This window comes from Pseudoclavibacter sp. CFCC 13611, assembly GCF_008831225.1.
Taxonomy (GTDB): domain Bacteria; phylum Actinomycetota; class Actinomycetes; order Actinomycetales; family Microbacteriaceae; genus Pseudoclavibacter_A.
In genome coordinates this window covers 469,288-484,459 of record NZ_WBKE01000001.1, presented here as the reverse complement: position 1 = coordinate 484,459, position 15,172 = coordinate 469,288, and the positions used below count along the sequence as shown (strand labels likewise).

Annotated in this window: 13 protein-coding genes; 2 read left to right on the top strand and 11 right to left on the bottom strand. The window is 65.6% G+C overall.

Annotated elements, in window-relative coordinates; translation table 11 throughout:
- Positions 1 to 643: 643 nt before the first annotated feature.
- A complete protein-coding gene (locus tag F8O08_RS02105; protein WP_158030855.1) occupies positions 644 to 1,906 on the bottom strand; it encodes an ABC transporter substrate-binding protein in 1,263 nt (420 codons plus the stop codon).
- 489 nt (positions 1,907 to 2,395) lie between these two features.
- Positions 2,396 to 2,689 carry a co-chaperone GroES gene (gene groES, locus F8O08_RS02100; protein ID WP_158030854.1) on the bottom strand — a complete coding sequence of 98 codons (294 nt, stop codon included), beginning with the start codon at positions 2,687 to 2,689 and terminating at the stop codon, positions 2,396 to 2,398.
- A gap of 165 nt (positions 2,690 to 2,854) precedes the next feature.
- Here groES and F8O08_RS02095 point away from each other — a divergent pair, with 165 nt between their 5' ends.
- Entirely contained in the window at positions 2,855 to 4,462 is a 1,608-nt protein-coding gene (locus F8O08_RS02095) for a class I SAM-dependent methyltransferase (protein WP_158038767.1), read from the top strand.
- Here F8O08_RS02095 and F8O08_RS02090 read toward each other — a convergent pair.
- The 9 genes from F8O08_RS02090 to glmS form a co-directional block, all read right to left on the bottom strand.
- Positions 4,443 to 6,359 carry a ParB/Srx family N-terminal domain-containing protein gene (locus F8O08_RS02090; protein ID WP_158042421.1) on the bottom strand — a complete coding sequence of 639 codons (1,917 nt, stop codon included), beginning with the start codon at positions 6,357 to 6,359 and terminating at the stop codon, positions 4,443 to 4,445. The genes F8O08_RS02095 and F8O08_RS02090 overlap by 20 nt on opposite strands.
- Positions 6,360 to 6,485: 126 nt before the next feature.
- The gene (locus tag F8O08_RS02085; protein ID WP_158038769.1) at positions 6,486 to 7,181 is read right to left on the bottom strand and encodes a DUF4190 domain-containing protein; all 696 of its coding nucleotides are present in this window, start codon (positions 7,179 to 7,181) and stop codon (positions 6,486 to 6,488) included.
- Positions 7,182 to 7,301: 120 nt separating this feature from the next.
- Positions 7,302 to 8,462 carry a tRNA (adenosine(37)-N6)-threonylcarbamoyltransferase complex transferase subunit TsaD gene (tsaD, locus tag F8O08_RS02080; RefSeq protein WP_158042420.1) on the bottom strand — a complete coding sequence of 387 codons (1,161 nt, stop codon included), beginning with the start codon at positions 8,460 to 8,462 and terminating at the stop codon, positions 7,302 to 7,304.
- Positions 8,455 to 9,096 carry a ribosomal protein S18-alanine N-acetyltransferase gene (gene rimI / locus F8O08_RS02075; protein WP_225733507.1) on the bottom strand — a complete coding sequence of 214 codons (642 nt, stop codon included), beginning with the start codon at positions 9,094 to 9,096 and terminating at the stop codon, positions 8,455 to 8,457. The genes tsaD and rimI overlap by 8 nt, the downstream gene beginning before the upstream one ends.
- Positions 9,097 to 9,098: 2 nt before the next feature.
- Complete coding sequence (tsaB, locus tag F8O08_RS02070; protein ID WP_158030850.1) at positions 9,099 to 9,710, bottom strand: tRNA (adenosine(37)-N6)-threonylcarbamoyltransferase complex dimerization subunit type 1 TsaB; 612 nt, start codon at positions 9,708 to 9,710, stop codon at positions 9,099 to 9,101.
- Positions 9,707 to 10,279 carry a tRNA (adenosine(37)-N6)-threonylcarbamoyltransferase complex ATPase subunit type 1 TsaE gene (gene tsaE / locus F8O08_RS02065; protein ID WP_225733508.1) on the bottom strand — a complete coding sequence of 191 codons (573 nt, stop codon included), beginning with the start codon at positions 10,277 to 10,279 and terminating at the stop codon, positions 9,707 to 9,709. The genes tsaB and tsaE overlap by 4 nt, the downstream gene beginning before the upstream one ends.
- On the bottom strand, positions 10,272 to 11,468 hold the full coding sequence (gene alr, locus F8O08_RS02060) for an alanine racemase (protein ID WP_158038772.1): 1,197 nt from the start codon (positions 11,466 to 11,468) through the stop codon (positions 10,272 to 10,274). The genes tsaE and alr overlap by 8 nt, the downstream gene beginning before the upstream one ends.
- 119 nt (positions 11,469 to 11,587) lie before the next feature.
- The gene (locus F8O08_RS02055) at positions 11,588 to 12,085 is read right to left on the bottom strand and encodes a holo-ACP synthase (RefSeq protein ID WP_158042419.1); all 498 of its coding nucleotides are present in this window, start codon (positions 12,083 to 12,085) and stop codon (positions 11,588 to 11,590) included.
- Positions 12,086 to 12,103: 18 nt separating this feature from the next.
- Positions 12,104 to 13,954: a glutamine--fructose-6-phosphate transaminase (isomerizing) gene (gene glmS, locus F8O08_RS02050; RefSeq protein WP_158038774.1), complete on the bottom strand. Its 1,851-nt coding sequence runs from the start codon at positions 13,952 to 13,954 to the stop codon at positions 12,104 to 12,106.
- A gap of 163 nt (positions 13,955 to 14,117) precedes the next feature.
- Here glmS and coaA point away from each other — a divergent pair, with 163 nt between their 5' ends.
- Entirely contained in the window at positions 14,118 to 15,110 is a 993-nt protein-coding gene (coaA, locus tag F8O08_RS02045; protein WP_158042418.1) for a type I pantothenate kinase, read from the top strand.
- Positions 15,111 to 15,172 lie beyond the last annotated feature (62 nt).

The window sequence follows — 15,172 nt, the reverse complement described above, 5'->3', positions numbered from 1 at the left end:
CCGGACAAGCAGCTAGACGGCAGCTGGGCGGTAGCTGGGGGTGGTTGGGTACAGTCTGGCTGGCATCGGTCGGTGGTGGCTGTGCACGCAGTCGACTGAGCAGGTGCATACTTTGCACACAGTCGACTGAGCAGCTGCAGCTTTACACAGCCCCCTGAGCAGCTGCAGCTTTGCCCCCCCTGAGCAGCTGCATGCTTTGCCCACAGTACGCCGCACAGCAGCTGCGACTCCGCAGTCAGGAGTACCGGCCGGCCAAGCATCCTCACCCAACAGGAGCATTTCGCCAAACAGGAGCATTTGCACCAAGCAGGAGCAGATTGAGGCTTTCTCCAGGTCCTGTTTAGTGCATTTGCTCCTCTTCGACGCATTTGCTCCTGCTCGGCAGAGGCGATGTCGAGCACCATGCGCGAATGCTCCGAATCCGACGCATCTCTACGGGCAAATGCTGGCCTCAAGACGTGGCAGCCCGCAGTCAGCTTCGCGCTGCCTGCACAGACCTTCATGATGATGAGGTGAGAGAACGAAGATGTGAGGCCTTTGCATGCTCATCGCCCAGGCAGCAGTGCCGATGTCGTCAGTGCCGCAACACAGAAATGGGGCCGCCCCGAAGGACGACCCCATCAGATCAAGTGCCTGCCGAGAGTCAGCTGGCCGAGACCTCTTCCTGACGCTTGAACGTCGTGGTGTTGTTCGCATCAGTGACCCCGTAGAACGAGATCGTCGCCTTGGTCACATCACCGTTGCCATCGAAGTCGATTGGCCCTGAGAAGCCGTCGTAGTCGATGTCCTTGCCATCTTTGATGAGCGCCGCGCAGTCCTTGAACGACGTGCACTTCTCGCCGCCTTCTGAGACCGACTGCAGGTTGTCTTTGATGGTGGTGCCGTCGGTCTTGCCGCCCTGCAGCGCCGCAAGCGCCGCGAGCACCGTCGCGTCGTACATCTCGGGTGCGTAGACGGTCGAAGTCAGAGAGCCACCGGCCTGCTGCTTGACGCGGTTGATGAAGTCATCGAGGCCCTCGTACGGACCGGGCTGCGAGAAGGTCGCCCCCTGGATTGAGGTGTCGCCTGACTTCATGATGCCGTTGTTGCCGTCTGTGCCGTACAGCTTGGCAAAGTCGAAACCGTTCGTCTGCAGAGTCTGCACAACACCCTTGAACTGGTCGAACGAGATGGCCACGAGAGCATCGGGGTTGCCGCTGATCGCCTGTGAAACCTCGCTCGAGATGTCCTTGGCAGCAGGATCGAACGACTGCTCCTTCGACACGGTGCCGCCCTCGGCCTCGATCGACGCCTTGACCGCATCCTTCAGCCCCGAGCCGTAGTCGTCGTTCATGAACAGAATCGCCACGTTCTTCTTGCCGTCGGCGACAATCTGCTTGCCGAGGCTCTTGCCCTGCAGCAGGTCAGAGGGAGCAGTCCTCCAGTAGTATCCGCCGTTGTCATCGATGTTCGTGAAGCTGGGCGAGGTGTTCGAAGCCGAGATCTGCACGACCTGACGCTTCGAGACCGTCGGCAACACGTTCTTCGAGGCCGCCGAAGAGGCCGCGCCGAGAATCACGGAGTTCTTCTCGATGAGTGACTTCGCCGACGTCGTCGCGGTGTCGGTGGTCGAGTCGCCCTCGTCTTTGATGTCGGTCTTGACAGTCAGCCCGGCGTCTGCGGCATTGATGTCTGACGAGGCAAGCTCGATGGCTGCGGTAAGCGTCGGCCCCATGAACGACAACGAACCGGTCTGCGGCACCAGACCGCCGATGTTCAGGGTCGAGTCGTCACCACTGCCCGTCGAGCCTCCCGACTTCGCGCATCCGGTCAACGCGAGCGCTGCAACAGCGCCAATGGCGATGAACTGGGCTCCGCGTCGCATGAACGTCGACCCGAACTTCCGTGCGTTGGATTCTGTTGTCATATGTACTCCTGCTCCTTTGCATCGAGTTTTCCTCGTGCGCTCATGACGTTATGTGCGCAGAGTTACGCCAGTATATCCAAGTGTTTCGTCCTGATTTCGCCATGTCGTCGGCTACGCCCGAATGCGTTGGCGAGTCGTATATGTTCTGGGTCTGCGGATGCTTACCCGGCTAAGATTTCTTGCCTCACCCGCGAGGGCGAATCGGCACCCCAGAGGCACAGAACGCAGAAGCAGGCGGGGCGACGAGTACACAGCAGGGCGCATGCGCCAGCCGAGACACAGACGTGCAGACATACACGCAAGCAGGCAGGCGCAGGCACACAGGCCTCACAGACACACATGCTCACAGACACACATGCTCACAGACACACATGCTCACAGACACACAAAGGGCGGAGACGCCGAAGCATCTCCGCCCTCTGCACGGCGAGGCGCGCTCTGCACGCCTCAGCCGAAGAGTCTCAACCGTTCAGACTCGAGTGACCAGTCTCAGTCAACGATCGCGAGCAGATCGCGAGCCGACAGCACGAGGAAGTCCTCGCCGCCGAACTTGACCTCGGTGCCGCCGTACTTGCTGAAGAGCACCTTGTCGCCGACCTTGACGTCGACCGGGATGCGATTGCCCTTGTCGTCAACGCGGCCGGGACCCACAGCGACGACCTCAGCCGTGCTGGGCTTCTCTTTCGCGGTGTCGGGGATGACCAGACCTGAAGCAGTGGTCTGCTCCTGCTCGACCAGCTTGACAGCAACGCGATCTTCGAGTGGCTTGATGGAAACCGACACTTGTGACCTCTTCCTTTTCATCCATTTCATTGGACTGAATGAACACAACTGAGGCACCCTCCATGGGTGCAATTAGAACTGTAGCCACGTGTTAGCACTCGTGCAACCCGAGTGCTAATCGTCGTCACACGAACCCGTGTCAGCGGCTCGTGCCACAATTGCAGCGTGACTCCCGAAGACGCCCGCACCCTACTCACGCCAGAAGCGCTCGCGCTGCTCGACAGCCTCCCACCGCTCGAGTCGCCCGAAGACGTGCTGCGCATCTCGACCCGCCTGCATAAAGAGGGCATCGCTCCGGCGCTGATCGCCGCCGCGCTCACTCAGGCGAAGCTGCGCCGCCGTGCTCGGGCCAAGTTCGGCGAGTTCAGCGACCGCATGCTGCTCACCGAAGACGGCGTGCAGCAGGCTACGCGGCTGCCCGTCGCAGCAGCGCATGCCTCTCGACTGACACGAGCCGGCATCCGCCGAGTGGCTGACCTGGGGTGCGGCATCGGCGCTGATTCGCTTGCCTTCGCCGCCGCCGATGTGGATGTTCTGGCCGTCGACGCCGACCCGGTCACCGCCGCCTTCGCGGGCTTCAATCTCGCGCCCTGGCCGAACGTGCGGGTGCGACAGGCGCGGGCCGAAGACGTCGATCTCGCACGAGAGATCGGCGGCCTCAGTGACAACCACTCGCTCGATGAGACCTCGTCAGACGGTCGCGACGACAGCGCAGAGAGGTGCTCTGACAGCGGCCGCGCAGCAGATGACAGCAATGCACGCAGCAGCCGCGAGGCAGACGGCGGCACTGACATGAGACGCGATTCGGGCAGCAGTAATGCACGCAGCAGCGATGCACACAGCCGCACACAAGGTCAGTGCACTGGCGCAGTGTTTCTCGACCCGGCTCGGCGCGTCGCAGAGACCTCTGGCAGTACGTCGCACGAACACGCACACAACCGTGCCCCAGGGCGCGGGCGCGGATCGCACCGCACGTGGAACCCCGAGCAGTTCTCCCCCAGTCTCGACTGGGTGTTCGAGGTCGCACACCAGTGGCCGACCGGCGTCAAACTCGGGCCGGGTCTGCCCCACGAGCTGATCCCATACGACGCCGAGGCCGAGTGGGTCTCTGACAACGGCAATGTCGTCGAGGTGTCGCTCTGGTTCGGCGCCCTGACCGAGCAACCCGGAGCGCGCAGCGCGCTGCTGCACGACGACACCGGCTGGCACCGCATCGTCAGCGACGGCAGCGACCCACAGGTGGGGTCACTGCAGCGCTGGCTCTACGAGCCCGACGGAGCGGTCATCCGAGCGCGTGCATTGGGCACCCTCGCACAGCAGCACAACCTCTCGACGATCGACGAGACGATCGCCTATCTGACCGGCTCAGAGCGCGTTGAGAGTCCGTTCATGCGCGGGTTCGAGGTGCTCGACGACCTGCCGTTCGACGAGCGCAAGGTGAAGGCCCGACTCGTCGAGCTGGGAGTTCCCCGGGTGACGGTGAAGAAGCGCGGTGCCGATATCGACCCCGCCGCGCTGGCCAAACAGTGGAACAGACAGCTCGGCAAGGCACTGGGCAAGAGTGACTCCAACGCCACGATCATGACGGCAAACGAACAGGCCGACAGCGGCCCAGCAGACAGATCTGCCGGTGCTGACGCTGCAGACGAGTCAGGCACGACAACGACATCGGCGGGGCCGACGGATCGATCAGGCCGGACGACCGGCGAGGCCATCGTGTTCGTCACACGAGTGGCCGGCCGTCACCGGGCGATCATCGCTCGCCGCGCCTGAGCGTACGAGCAGAGAAGAGCACGACTGCTCCGCCGACCAGAGCCAGCGAACCGAAGACCGCGAGCGGCTGCAGAAGTGCAGCGGATGCTCCGGTCGCTGCGAGCGCGCCCTGGCCGTCGGTCGTCGCCTCTGTCTGCTGCTGAGTCTGCGACTGCTGCCGGTTCTGCGACAGGTCAGCGCCTGCTGCCGGCGTCTTCGCTTGGTCTTGACCGTCTGGCGCGGTGTCTTGGCCATCTGGCAGGAGCGTACCTGCGTCGGCACCCTCATCAGGTTTCTTACCCGAGACGGTGAGCTTCGCGCTGCCGACCAGACCGCTGTCTGCAGCCGTGGAGTCGAGGCCGCGCAGCCACGCCTGCAGCTCATGCTCCCCAGCGGCGAGCCCCTGCGGCAGGGTGACCTGCGCGGTGAAACGGCCCGCATCGTCAGTGACCACCGTGCCGAGCACGGTCGGGTCGGAGTGCACCTCGAGCGCCAGCGGCGAGTTCGTGACGAATCCGCTACCGGTGATCGTCACCGCAGCGCCCGACGCGAAGCCGGCAACGGCATCCGTCTGCGATGTCGTCGACTCAGCCGCACCTGCGGCACCCGCCACATGTCCAGCTGCACCGGAAGCCGCGCGGCTGGGCGTCGCCACGATCGTCAGCTTGCCGGTTACCTTGGTCTGGTCGGCGAGCGTCGCGGCCTGATCAGGATCAATTCCCTGCGTGCGCAGCGCGGCACGATGCTGCAGCATGTAGGCGATCTTGCCGGGCTTCTCTTCAGCGTAGGGCACACTCAGATCGCCGAAATCTCCCTTCGTAGCTTTCTTGCCGTTGTTCCACTGGCTCAGTCGTCCGAGGTCTTTCGCGGTGAATCCGCCCGGCATCGATTCGCTGTCGGCGAGCGCGACCTGTCGTTCAGTCATGGCTTTCACAGTCGTCAGCGCAGTATCGGCGTCAGCATCCCACCCGGTGAGGCTGCCTGTCTCGCCGCGCACCCCGAACTGGCCGTCACGCAGCCATTGTCCCCAGTAGAACTCCTGGAAAGGAATCGTGCCTGCCGTGTAGCCGATATCGCGGCCGAAGTAGAGCAGGCTGCGGTACTCGTCGTTCTCGAAGCTGCGCAGCCCGACCGTGGTCGGCAGCATCTTCGGCTCGATCGACCTGCCGTTCGCGTCCTGCAGCCACGTCCATTTGTTGGCCTTCATGACGTTCCAGAACTCGGCGGGCGTCTTGTCACTGAGGTTGCCGAGCACTTTGAGTCGGACGTGAATGTTCATGCCGCCGTCAGCCGTCAGCTCTGCGAACGAGGTGAGTGTGTGGTGCCCGTCGGTGAGGTACAGGCTGCCACCGGGGCCGATCACGACGGTCTTCATGGCTGCGGTGCTGTCTTCGGTCTCGGCTCCCAGTGCGATCTCGCAGGTGAAGCTCGTCGGGTCGTCAAGCCGGGCACCGGCGGGTGCCGCTTTGGCCTCGCCCTGTCCGTTGGTCTCGCACCAGTCGTCGAACTTCTTGTTGAGCTTGCCACGCGCTTCGTCTTTTCCCTGCGTGTAGCGGCCGAGCTTGTAGTACACCTCGTCGAAGCCCAGCGACGGCTGCGTCGGATGCACATCGCCGATGCGCACATCGACCAAATCGCCCGGCTTCGCGGCGAGGTAGCCGGTGCGATCCGGCGCCGACGAGACGATGTGCCCGCCCTGCACGTCTGCCGCAGGCTCAGCCGCCGCGGCGATGGTCGTGCCGATCACACCGGCAGCAGCGCCGCCAGAGATGAAAGCCGCCGCAGCCAGCGTGGCGAGCAGACGCCCGATCACAGAGCGTGCTGCCCGGCTCGGCCGGCGAGCGCCTGTCGCGTGGGTCGGCTGGGCGATGATGCCCGCATCGGGATGCGATGGTGCGGCTGGTGGGCGGATCGTCATTGCGCTCTCTCTGCCGCGCGTCACACACGCACCGGCTCCGAGAGCATAAGTTAGCCGAGTGAGCGCGGTTCAGCCGCGCAGTGAACGTTCCGTGAACACACGGCGATCCCGAATCTGCGTGCGGCGTCACACATTCAGATTGTCGAGCTCGTCTCGCAGCTGATTGAGCTGATCCGGTGGCACGACGCCGTTCAGCGACGAGGGGTCGTTCATCAGCATGATCACCAGGATGATGCCCAGAATCAGAAATAGCAGCCCCACGGCGACGGTGATGTAGCCCATGATGAGGCCCGCGAGCCCCATGCCGCGGCCTCGTTCGCCGCGCCGCTTGATCTGGCTCAGACCGATGTGCCCGGTGATGATCGCGACGATGCCCGGCAGACCGATCAGCTGAAAGAACGTGACGACAGAGAGCAGGCCGCAGATCAGGCTGATGATCGAGAGCACGTTGGTCTTCGCATTCGGCAGCACCGAGCTGCCTTGGGGTGAGAAGCGCTGGGCAGGCACCGGCGTGCCGTACGGGTTCTGCTGCCCGTACTGCCCCGGCTGCCCGTACGGGTTCTGCTGCCCCGGCTGGCTCTGACCAGGCTGCCCGTACTGCCCGTACTGTCCGTACTGCGGCTGCCCGACGGGCTGCTGCCGCGGATCCTGCTGCCACCCCTGCTGATCATTGCCAGCGGGCTGTGTCTCGGCGTCGTAGCCGGGCGCGTACTGCCCGTACTGCGGCGCCGGACGCGGGCGCGACAGCGCCTGATCGCCAGGCGTGCCCGATGCCGCCGCAGCGTCGTCTCGAGGTGAGCTGTTCGGGGTGTTCTCGCTCATGTGCATCCTTTCGAGGCCGATGCCTCGTCGGTTCTCTGGGTCAGTCTATGCGCGCTGCGATTCTGAGCGGCGCACATGGGCCGCGGGTGCTGATCTGTGCCAAGTGATGGTGACGCCAGCCTAGCCTCGCGGTGCGACGTAGGCGTCGGTCACCGGCAACGTCGAATCGGCCCCGAAGTCAAACCCGGTCGGCGGTTTTCCGGCCATCACCAGCTGCGCGCCGAGCGAGGCGATCATCGCGCCGTTGTCTGTGCAGAGCGACAGTGCCGGAATACGCAGACTCACGCCGGCATCCGCCGCACGCTCGGTCGCCACATGACGCAGACGGGCGTTCGCGACCACACCGCCGCCCAGCAGCAGTCGCGGCACGCCGTGGTCGGCGCAGGCCTTCAGCGCCTTGGTGACCAGCACGTCGACGACAGCCTCCTGAAAGCTCGCCGCGATGTCGGCGACCGGCAGTCCGGTCTCGGCCGCCGCGCGCGCGGCATCGTCGAGTTCGCCGCCCACCTGCTGCGCCTCCGCCTGCGAGACCCAGCGGGCCACGGCGGTCTTCAGCCCCGAGAACGAGAAATCGTACGGATGCCGACGCAGGTCTTTCGCCGTGCTCAGGCCGCGAGGAAAACGGATGGCCTTCGGGTCGCCCGCCTCGGCCGCTCGCTGGATGCGCGGGCCTCCTGGGTAGCCGAGACCCAGCAGGCGTGCGGTCTTGTCGAAGGCCTCGCCTGCCGCATCGTCGATGGTCTCGCCGAGCAGCTCGACGTCGTCGACCAGGTCGCGCACGAGCAGCAGCGACGTGTGCCCGCCCGAGACGAGCAGGGCGATCGTCGGAGTCTCGAGGTGACCGCTGTCGAGAATCTCGGCGCCGACATGGCCGACGAGGTGGTTCACCGCATAGAGCGGTTTGCCGCTGCCGAGCGCGAGGCCCTTGGCCGCCGAGACGCCGACCATGAGAGCGCCGGCGAGCCCCGGGCCGCTCGTGACGGCGATCGCATCGACGTCGTTCATGGTGATGCCTGCGGTCTCAAGCGCCTGACGCAGCGTCGGGCCGAAGGCCTGCACGTGCGCGCGAGCCGCGACCTCGGGCACCACGCCGCCGAAGCGTGCGTGCTCCTCCATCGACGAGGCGACGGTGTTGGCCAGCAGGGTCGTGCCCTGCACGATTCCCACGCCGGTCTCGTCGCATGAGCTCTCGATGCCGAGCACGATGGGAGCGTCTGCTGCAGGTTTCGCAGGAGGCACAGCTGCCCCCGCAGAAGCTGCAGAGAGTATGGGTTCAGTCATTCGAGACTCCAAGTCTGCTGACGGTCTGGTTCACTGCCTCGTCGCGATCTGTGGGCTGTGCGGCAGTCGGTCCTGCTGCGTGCGCATCTGCTGAGCTCAGAGCCCGAGCGGCGGACCAACGGTGCAGGTCGAGCCGCATCACGGTCGCATCCTCACCATCAGGCTGGTAGTAGCGCGGACGCGTACCGATCACGCCGAAGCCCTCGCTCTCATAGAGTCTGCGAGCGACGGAGTTGTCTGCGCGTACCTCGAGAAAGAGCTGGTGCGCTCCCCTGGCTCTGGCCGTGGTGGCGAGGGCGGTCAGCAGGCGGCGGCCGATTCCCAGCCCGCGTGCTGCGGCATCCACCGCGATGGTGAGCACGTCGGCGTCTGATGCCCCGCGAGCCGCGAGCACCGCTGCGAACCCGAGTATCTCGGTCTCGTGCGACTCCGCACGCCGCTCGGCCACCCACACGGGGCTGTCCGGGCTCGCGACTGTCTCGGCGAGCATCGTCGGAGTCCACGGGTCGTCGGGAAAGCTCGCCTGCTCGATGCGGCTGATCGAGGTGAGATCGGCCGTCATCGCCTCGCGCAGTGTCACGCCGTTCTGAGACGCTGCGGGCAGGGCGGTCTCGACCCGGGCCACCTCGTCCACGGTCAGAGCACCTGCTTGGGCTTCGCGCGGCCCACGTCAGGCTGGCGCACGTAGATGGGGTCGGTGCCGCGCTGGTCGAGGCCTGCCTCGTGCCGCAGCCAGGCGATACGGCCGAGGCCGGCAGCCGACACGTTCGGCGACATGACGACCTGTTCGCAGGTCTCTGGCCAGGTGTTGGGCTCGGTTCGGGCGGCACGGGTCTCATGCGGAATGCCATGCTGGTCAAGGCAGTCGTACTCGGTCACGAAGACCTCATGGCGACGCGCGTCGGTAGCCACCGAGATGGGGCAGGGCTCAGCTGGAGCGAGCGCATCGACGGCGACGGCGTCATGACTGGGCACGCCGACGACCGGGCAGCCGACGCCTGCGGCGAACCCGACCCCAGCGGCGATGCCGACGCGCAGACCGGTGAAGGGGCCCGGGCCGACGCCCACCACTACGAGGTCGATCTCTTCTGCGGCGACGTCTGCCTCGTCGAGAGCCTCAGTGACGAGCGCACCCACGGCCTCGGCGTGCCCGCGGGTGTTCTGGTCGTCGCGCACAGCGATCGGAGTGCCGTCGCGCAGCAGCGCGATGCTGGTGCCGGCAGAGGTGTCGAGGGCGAGGATGATCATACGGCCTTCGATTCTACCCGTGCGGCGAGGTCGTGCGCACTGCGAGGCCCACGCGCTGCGATGATCACGGTGCGGGTCTGCGGTGCGGCAAAGAGATCGTCGGCGTCGTTCGACGCTTCGGCGGATGCTGCCTCGCCATCGTCGCCGGGTGCGGCTGTGGGGTCGTCGGGTCCGTCCTCCTCAGGGATCAAGTCGATCGACACCCAGCTGTCGGCGAGCTGCCCGACCCAGTCTCGCCCCCACTCGATGACGGTGGCCGAGCCTTCGAGATCGAGGTCGAGATCGTCCAGCTCGATGCCGCTGGTGAGGCGGTAGGCGTCGACGTGTACGAGTGGCGCGCCGCCGACCTGTGAGGGATGCGTGCGAGCGAGCACGAACGTGGGACTGGTCACCGGACCGCGCACGCCGAGGCCTTCGCCGAGCGAACGGGTCAAGGTGGTCTTGCCTGCGCCGAGCGGGCCGTTCAGCACGAGCAGATCACCGCGCTGCATGATCGAGCCGATGCGGCGACCGAGGTCTGCGATGTGCTGCTCGTCGACGCCGTGCAGCGTCGCGATGATGTCACACACCGTGGGCCTGACTGCGGTCTGCGGTACCGAGACGACTTTCGGCATCGCCCTCGGCCGCACTGGCACGAGCCGTGTCGTTCTGATCCACACCGTCCTGGTCGACATACACACGCTGCGGACGATCGCCGATGCGGGTCACGATCTCGTAGTTGATCGTTCCAGCAGACTCGGCCCAGAGCGTCGCCGAGGGCTCGCCGCGTTCGGGGTCACCGAGAATGACCGCTTCGTCGCCGATGTGCACGTCGTCGTCGCCCACGTCGATCACGAACTGATCCATCGCGATGCGTCCGGCCACGGGATAGATCTTGCCTCCGACAAGCACGCCGCCACCCTCTGACGCCTGGCGCGGCAGACCGTCTGCATAGCCGAAGGGCACGAGAGCGAAGGTGGTCTCGCGCGGGGCCCGGTAGAGGTATCCGTACGATGCCGGAGTTCCCTCGGGCACACGTTTGATCTGCGCCACCTGCGTCGAGACGCGCATCACCGGTGTGAGCCCGAGGTCGGCACTCGTGCGCTCGTCGGGCGACAGCCCGTACGAGCCGATGCCGATGCGAACCATGTCATAGCGGGCCTCGGGGCGGTCGAGCGCGACGCCGGTTGCGGCGATGTGCCGCAGACGCGGGTGGATGCCGTACTCGGCTGCCGTTTGCAGGGCGTCGTCGAACACGCGCAGCTGGTCGGTGTCGTCGTCGACGCTGGTGTTCGACAGGTGCGACATCATGCCTTCGACGTCGATCTGACCGGCGGACTGGAGCCGGGCTGCGGTCTCGAAGAAGTGCGGCCACTGTGCACGCGTGGCACCGTTTCGGCCCAGGCCTGTGTCGATGGCGAGATGCACGGTGCGCGCCCCTGCGGCTGCCGCAGCCTCGATCTGATCAGCGGTCGAGAGACCAAGTGTGATGTTGTGGCGCGCGGCATCGGTGAAGTCGGTGCCGGGCAGGTGCAGCCAGGCGATGATCGGTTTGCCGATGCCTGCTTTGCGGAGTCGCAGCGCCTCTTCGAGCGAGACCACGCCCAGATACGAGACGTCTGTCTGGTCAGCGACCTTGGCGAGTTCGACGGCGCCGTGTCCGTATGCGTTGGCCTTGAGCACGGCGAGCACTTTCGCGGGCTGCACCCGCTGCAGAATGGTCTCGAGGTTATGCCGGTAGGCTGCGCGATCGACGCGCACCTCTTGCAGAGAAGTCATGAACTCTATTGTCGCACTGCCGTGGACTGGTGAAGACATTTTCTCTCCGTCTGCGACGACATCCTTCGCCCCGCAGCGGCCGACTCTCGGCGGGGTTAGCCCAATGGCTCCCCGACGCCTCAGCCCAGCGTCTCAGCGACCACGAACGCCTGGGCCACCGGTGCGTCGTGCGTCAGCGACACGTGCAGGTGCAGCCCCCGGCTTTGCACATGCGAGGCGATCGCCCCCGTCAGCTCGAACCGAGGGGCACCATGGGCATCATTCAGCACTGAGATGTCTGCGAAACGAAAACCTCGCACACCGCCGCCCAGCGCTTTGATCAGGGCCTCTTTCGCGGCAAAGCGAGCCGCCAGCTGCTCGGGACGCAGGCCCCTCTTCACCTGCGGAGGATGCAGCCCGACCGTTCCAGCATCCGTCGTCTCTTGATCTCGGTCGCCGCTCTGGCCGTCTGCACCACGAGGCTCGCCTGAACCAAGAGGCTCACCTGTGCCAAGAGGCTCGCCTGAACTCCGAAGCTCGAGAGGCGAGAACAGACGCTCACGCAGCCTTGGGGTGCGCTGCAGATGCTCGGCAAACCGATCGAGGTTGACCGTGTCGATGCCGATGCCTGCGATCATGGCGTATGCCTGCAGCCGTTACTCGACCGTGACCGACTTCGCGAGGTTGCGCGGCTGGTCGACGTCGAGCCCCTTTGCCTCGGCGAGCTCCATGGCGAACACCTGCAACGGCACCACTGCCACAAAGGGCTGCATTAGCGCGGGCACCAGCGGCAGTGCGATGACCTCGTCGGCAAAGGGCAGCACCGCTGTGTCGCCCTTCTCGGCGATCGCCAACACGCGAGCGCCGCGAGCGCGGATCTCCTGAATGTTCGAGATGACCTTGGCGTGCAGCACAGGCGACTCGCGCGGGCTCGGCACCACGACGAACACCGGCAGGCCGGGCTCGACCAGCGCGATCGGCCCGTGCTTGAGCTCACCCGCGGCGAACCCCTCGGCGTGAATGTAGGCGAGTTCCTTGAGCTTGAGCGCGCCTTCGAGCGCAACCGGGTAGTCCACATGGCGGCCCAAGAAGAGCACCGCACGGGTGTCTGCCATCCAGTGGGCCAGGTTCGGAATGACCTTGCTGGCCTCAACCGCCTCGGCGATCGCCGGCTGCAGCTGTGCGAGCTGCTCGGTGATCTCGGCGACATCATCGCCGGTCAGCGTGCCGCGCACCGCAGCCAGGTGCAGCCCGAAGACATAGAGCGCCGCGATCTGAGCCACGAACGCCTTGGTCGAGGCGACGGCGACCTCGGGGCCGGCATAGGTGTAGATGACGCCGTCAGACTCACGTGGAATCGTCGCCCCCTGGGTGTTGCAGATCGAGAGCGTCTTGGCCCCCTGCTCGCTGGCCCAGCGAATGGCCATCAGTGTGTCCATAGTCTCGCCCGACTGCGAGATCGAGATGACCAGCACACGGTCGTCGAGAATCGGGTCGCGGTAGCGGAACTCATGCGAGAGTTCGACGCTGACCGGCACGCGGGTCCACTGCTGCAGAGCATAGGCCGCGGTCTGGCCGGCGTACGACGCAGTGCCGCAGGCCACGATGATGATGCGGTCGATGTGTCTCAGCAGGTCGGCATCCACCCCACCCAGCTGGTCGACGACCACGTGCCCGTCGGCGATGCGGCCGAGCAGCGTGTTGGCGACGGCCTCGGGCTGCTCGGAGATCTCTTTCGCCATGAAGCTCTTCCAGCCGCCCTTCTCGGCTGCCGTGGCATCCCACTCGACCTCGAAGGGTTCGGGCTCGACTGAGTTGCCCTCGAAGTCGGTCACGTCGATCGAGTCGGCGGTGATGATCGCGATCTGATCCTGGCCGATCGCATAGGCGTGTGTCGTGAACTCGACGAACGCGGCGACGTCTGAGGCGAGGAAGTTCTCGCCGGTGCCGCGGCCGATCACCAGCGGCGAATTTCGACGGGCGCCGATCACGGTGCCCGGCTGGTCTTGGTGCACGGCGAGCAGTGTGAAGGCGCCTTCGAGACGCTGCACTGTGGCGAGAAATGCCTGGTACAGATCGCCCGTGCGACGGTACTCGCGGCCGAGCAGCACGGCTGCGACCTCGGTGTCGGTCTCTGAGATGAACTCGTACCCCTCGTCGACGAGCTCCTGCTTGAGCTGCGCAAAGTTCTCGATGATGCCGTTGTGAATCACGGCGAGGCGGCCGTCGTCACCCAGGTGCGGGTGTGCGTTCACGTCTGTGGGGCCGCCGTGGGTCGCCCACCGAGTGTGACCGATGCCGGTGCTGCCAGCCTCCAGCGGAGCATCCTCGATCGAGTCGACCAGATTCTGCAGCTTGCCGGCGCGCTTGCGCACACCGAGCGTGCCGTCTTCGGCGACGATCGCGACGCCTGCCGAGTCGTAGCCGCGATACTCGAGCCGGCGCAGGCCGTTGAGCAGAACGTCAAGGGTGTTTCCGGGGCCGACATAGCCGATGATTCCGCACATGGTGCAAATCTTACGGCATGGCCGAGAGGCATCTGCGCAGTCTGATGTCGGCCCCACCCTGCCGCGGTGGCGGTGGGGATGCGATCGCGCCTGGCAGCGGAGGCTGCGGTCGAAGAATGCTGAGATGTGCGGGAACGCTCGCAGGTGAGGCATGATGGAGGTCATGCCAGCCAATGACGCCAAGACGGCTGCGGCCGTCGAAGAGCGTGTCTCGCCTGCCGCTGCCACCGAAGAGCGGCCTTCGCCGTTCTGGCAGATTCCACGCCACTCGTGGTCAGAACTCGCTCCGAAAGTGTCGAACCCGCTGACAGCAAGCGAGGTACAGGCGCTGCGCGGGCTGGGCGATCCGCTCGATCTGCGTGAGGTCGCCGAGGTCTACCTGCCGGTGAGCCTGTTGCTGAAGAACTTCGTGGTGAACCGGCAGGGGCTCAATAACCGACTGCAGAACTTTCTGCGCACCCGTGGCAGCGGAACGCCCTTCGTCATCGGCGTCGCCGGCTCAGTCGCCGTCGGCAAGTCGACGGTGGCCCGCCTGCTGCGCGAGCTGCTGTCACGTTGGGGCGAGATCGACAGCGTCGATCTGGTCACCACCGACGGATTCCTGATGCCCAACGCCGAGCTCGAACGCCGTGGGCTGCTCGCACGCAAGGGCTTTCCCGAATCGTACGACCGCCGTGCGCTGCTGCGCTTTCTCAGCCAGGTGAAGAGCGGTGCCCCCGAGGTGCGTGCGCCGCAGTACTCACATGTGAAGTACGACATCGTGCCCGGCGAAGAGATCGTCGTGCGCCGCCCCCAGGTGCTCGTTTTCGAGGGGTTGAACGTGCTGCAGACGCCGAGCGACAGCGCGCAGGCCGCAGTGAGCGACTACCTCGACTTCGGCGTCTACGTCGATGCGCGCACCAACGACATCGAGCGGTGGTACATCGACCGGTTTCTCAAGCTGCAGGCGAACGCCTTTGACAGCCCCGACGCCTATTTCAAGAAGTATGCCGGGCTCAGCCCTGACGAGGCGACCGAGGTCGCCGACCGCATCTGGCGCACGGTGAACCTGCCGAATCTGCGGCAGAACATCGCGCGCACGAGGTCTCGCGCCGACCTGATTCTCGAGAAGGCGGCCGATCACACGGTGAATCGGGTACTGCTGCGCAAGCTGTAGTCGGTGCGGGTGCGGGTGCGGGTGCGGGTGCGGGTGCGGGTGCGGGTGCGGGCTGCCGGGCA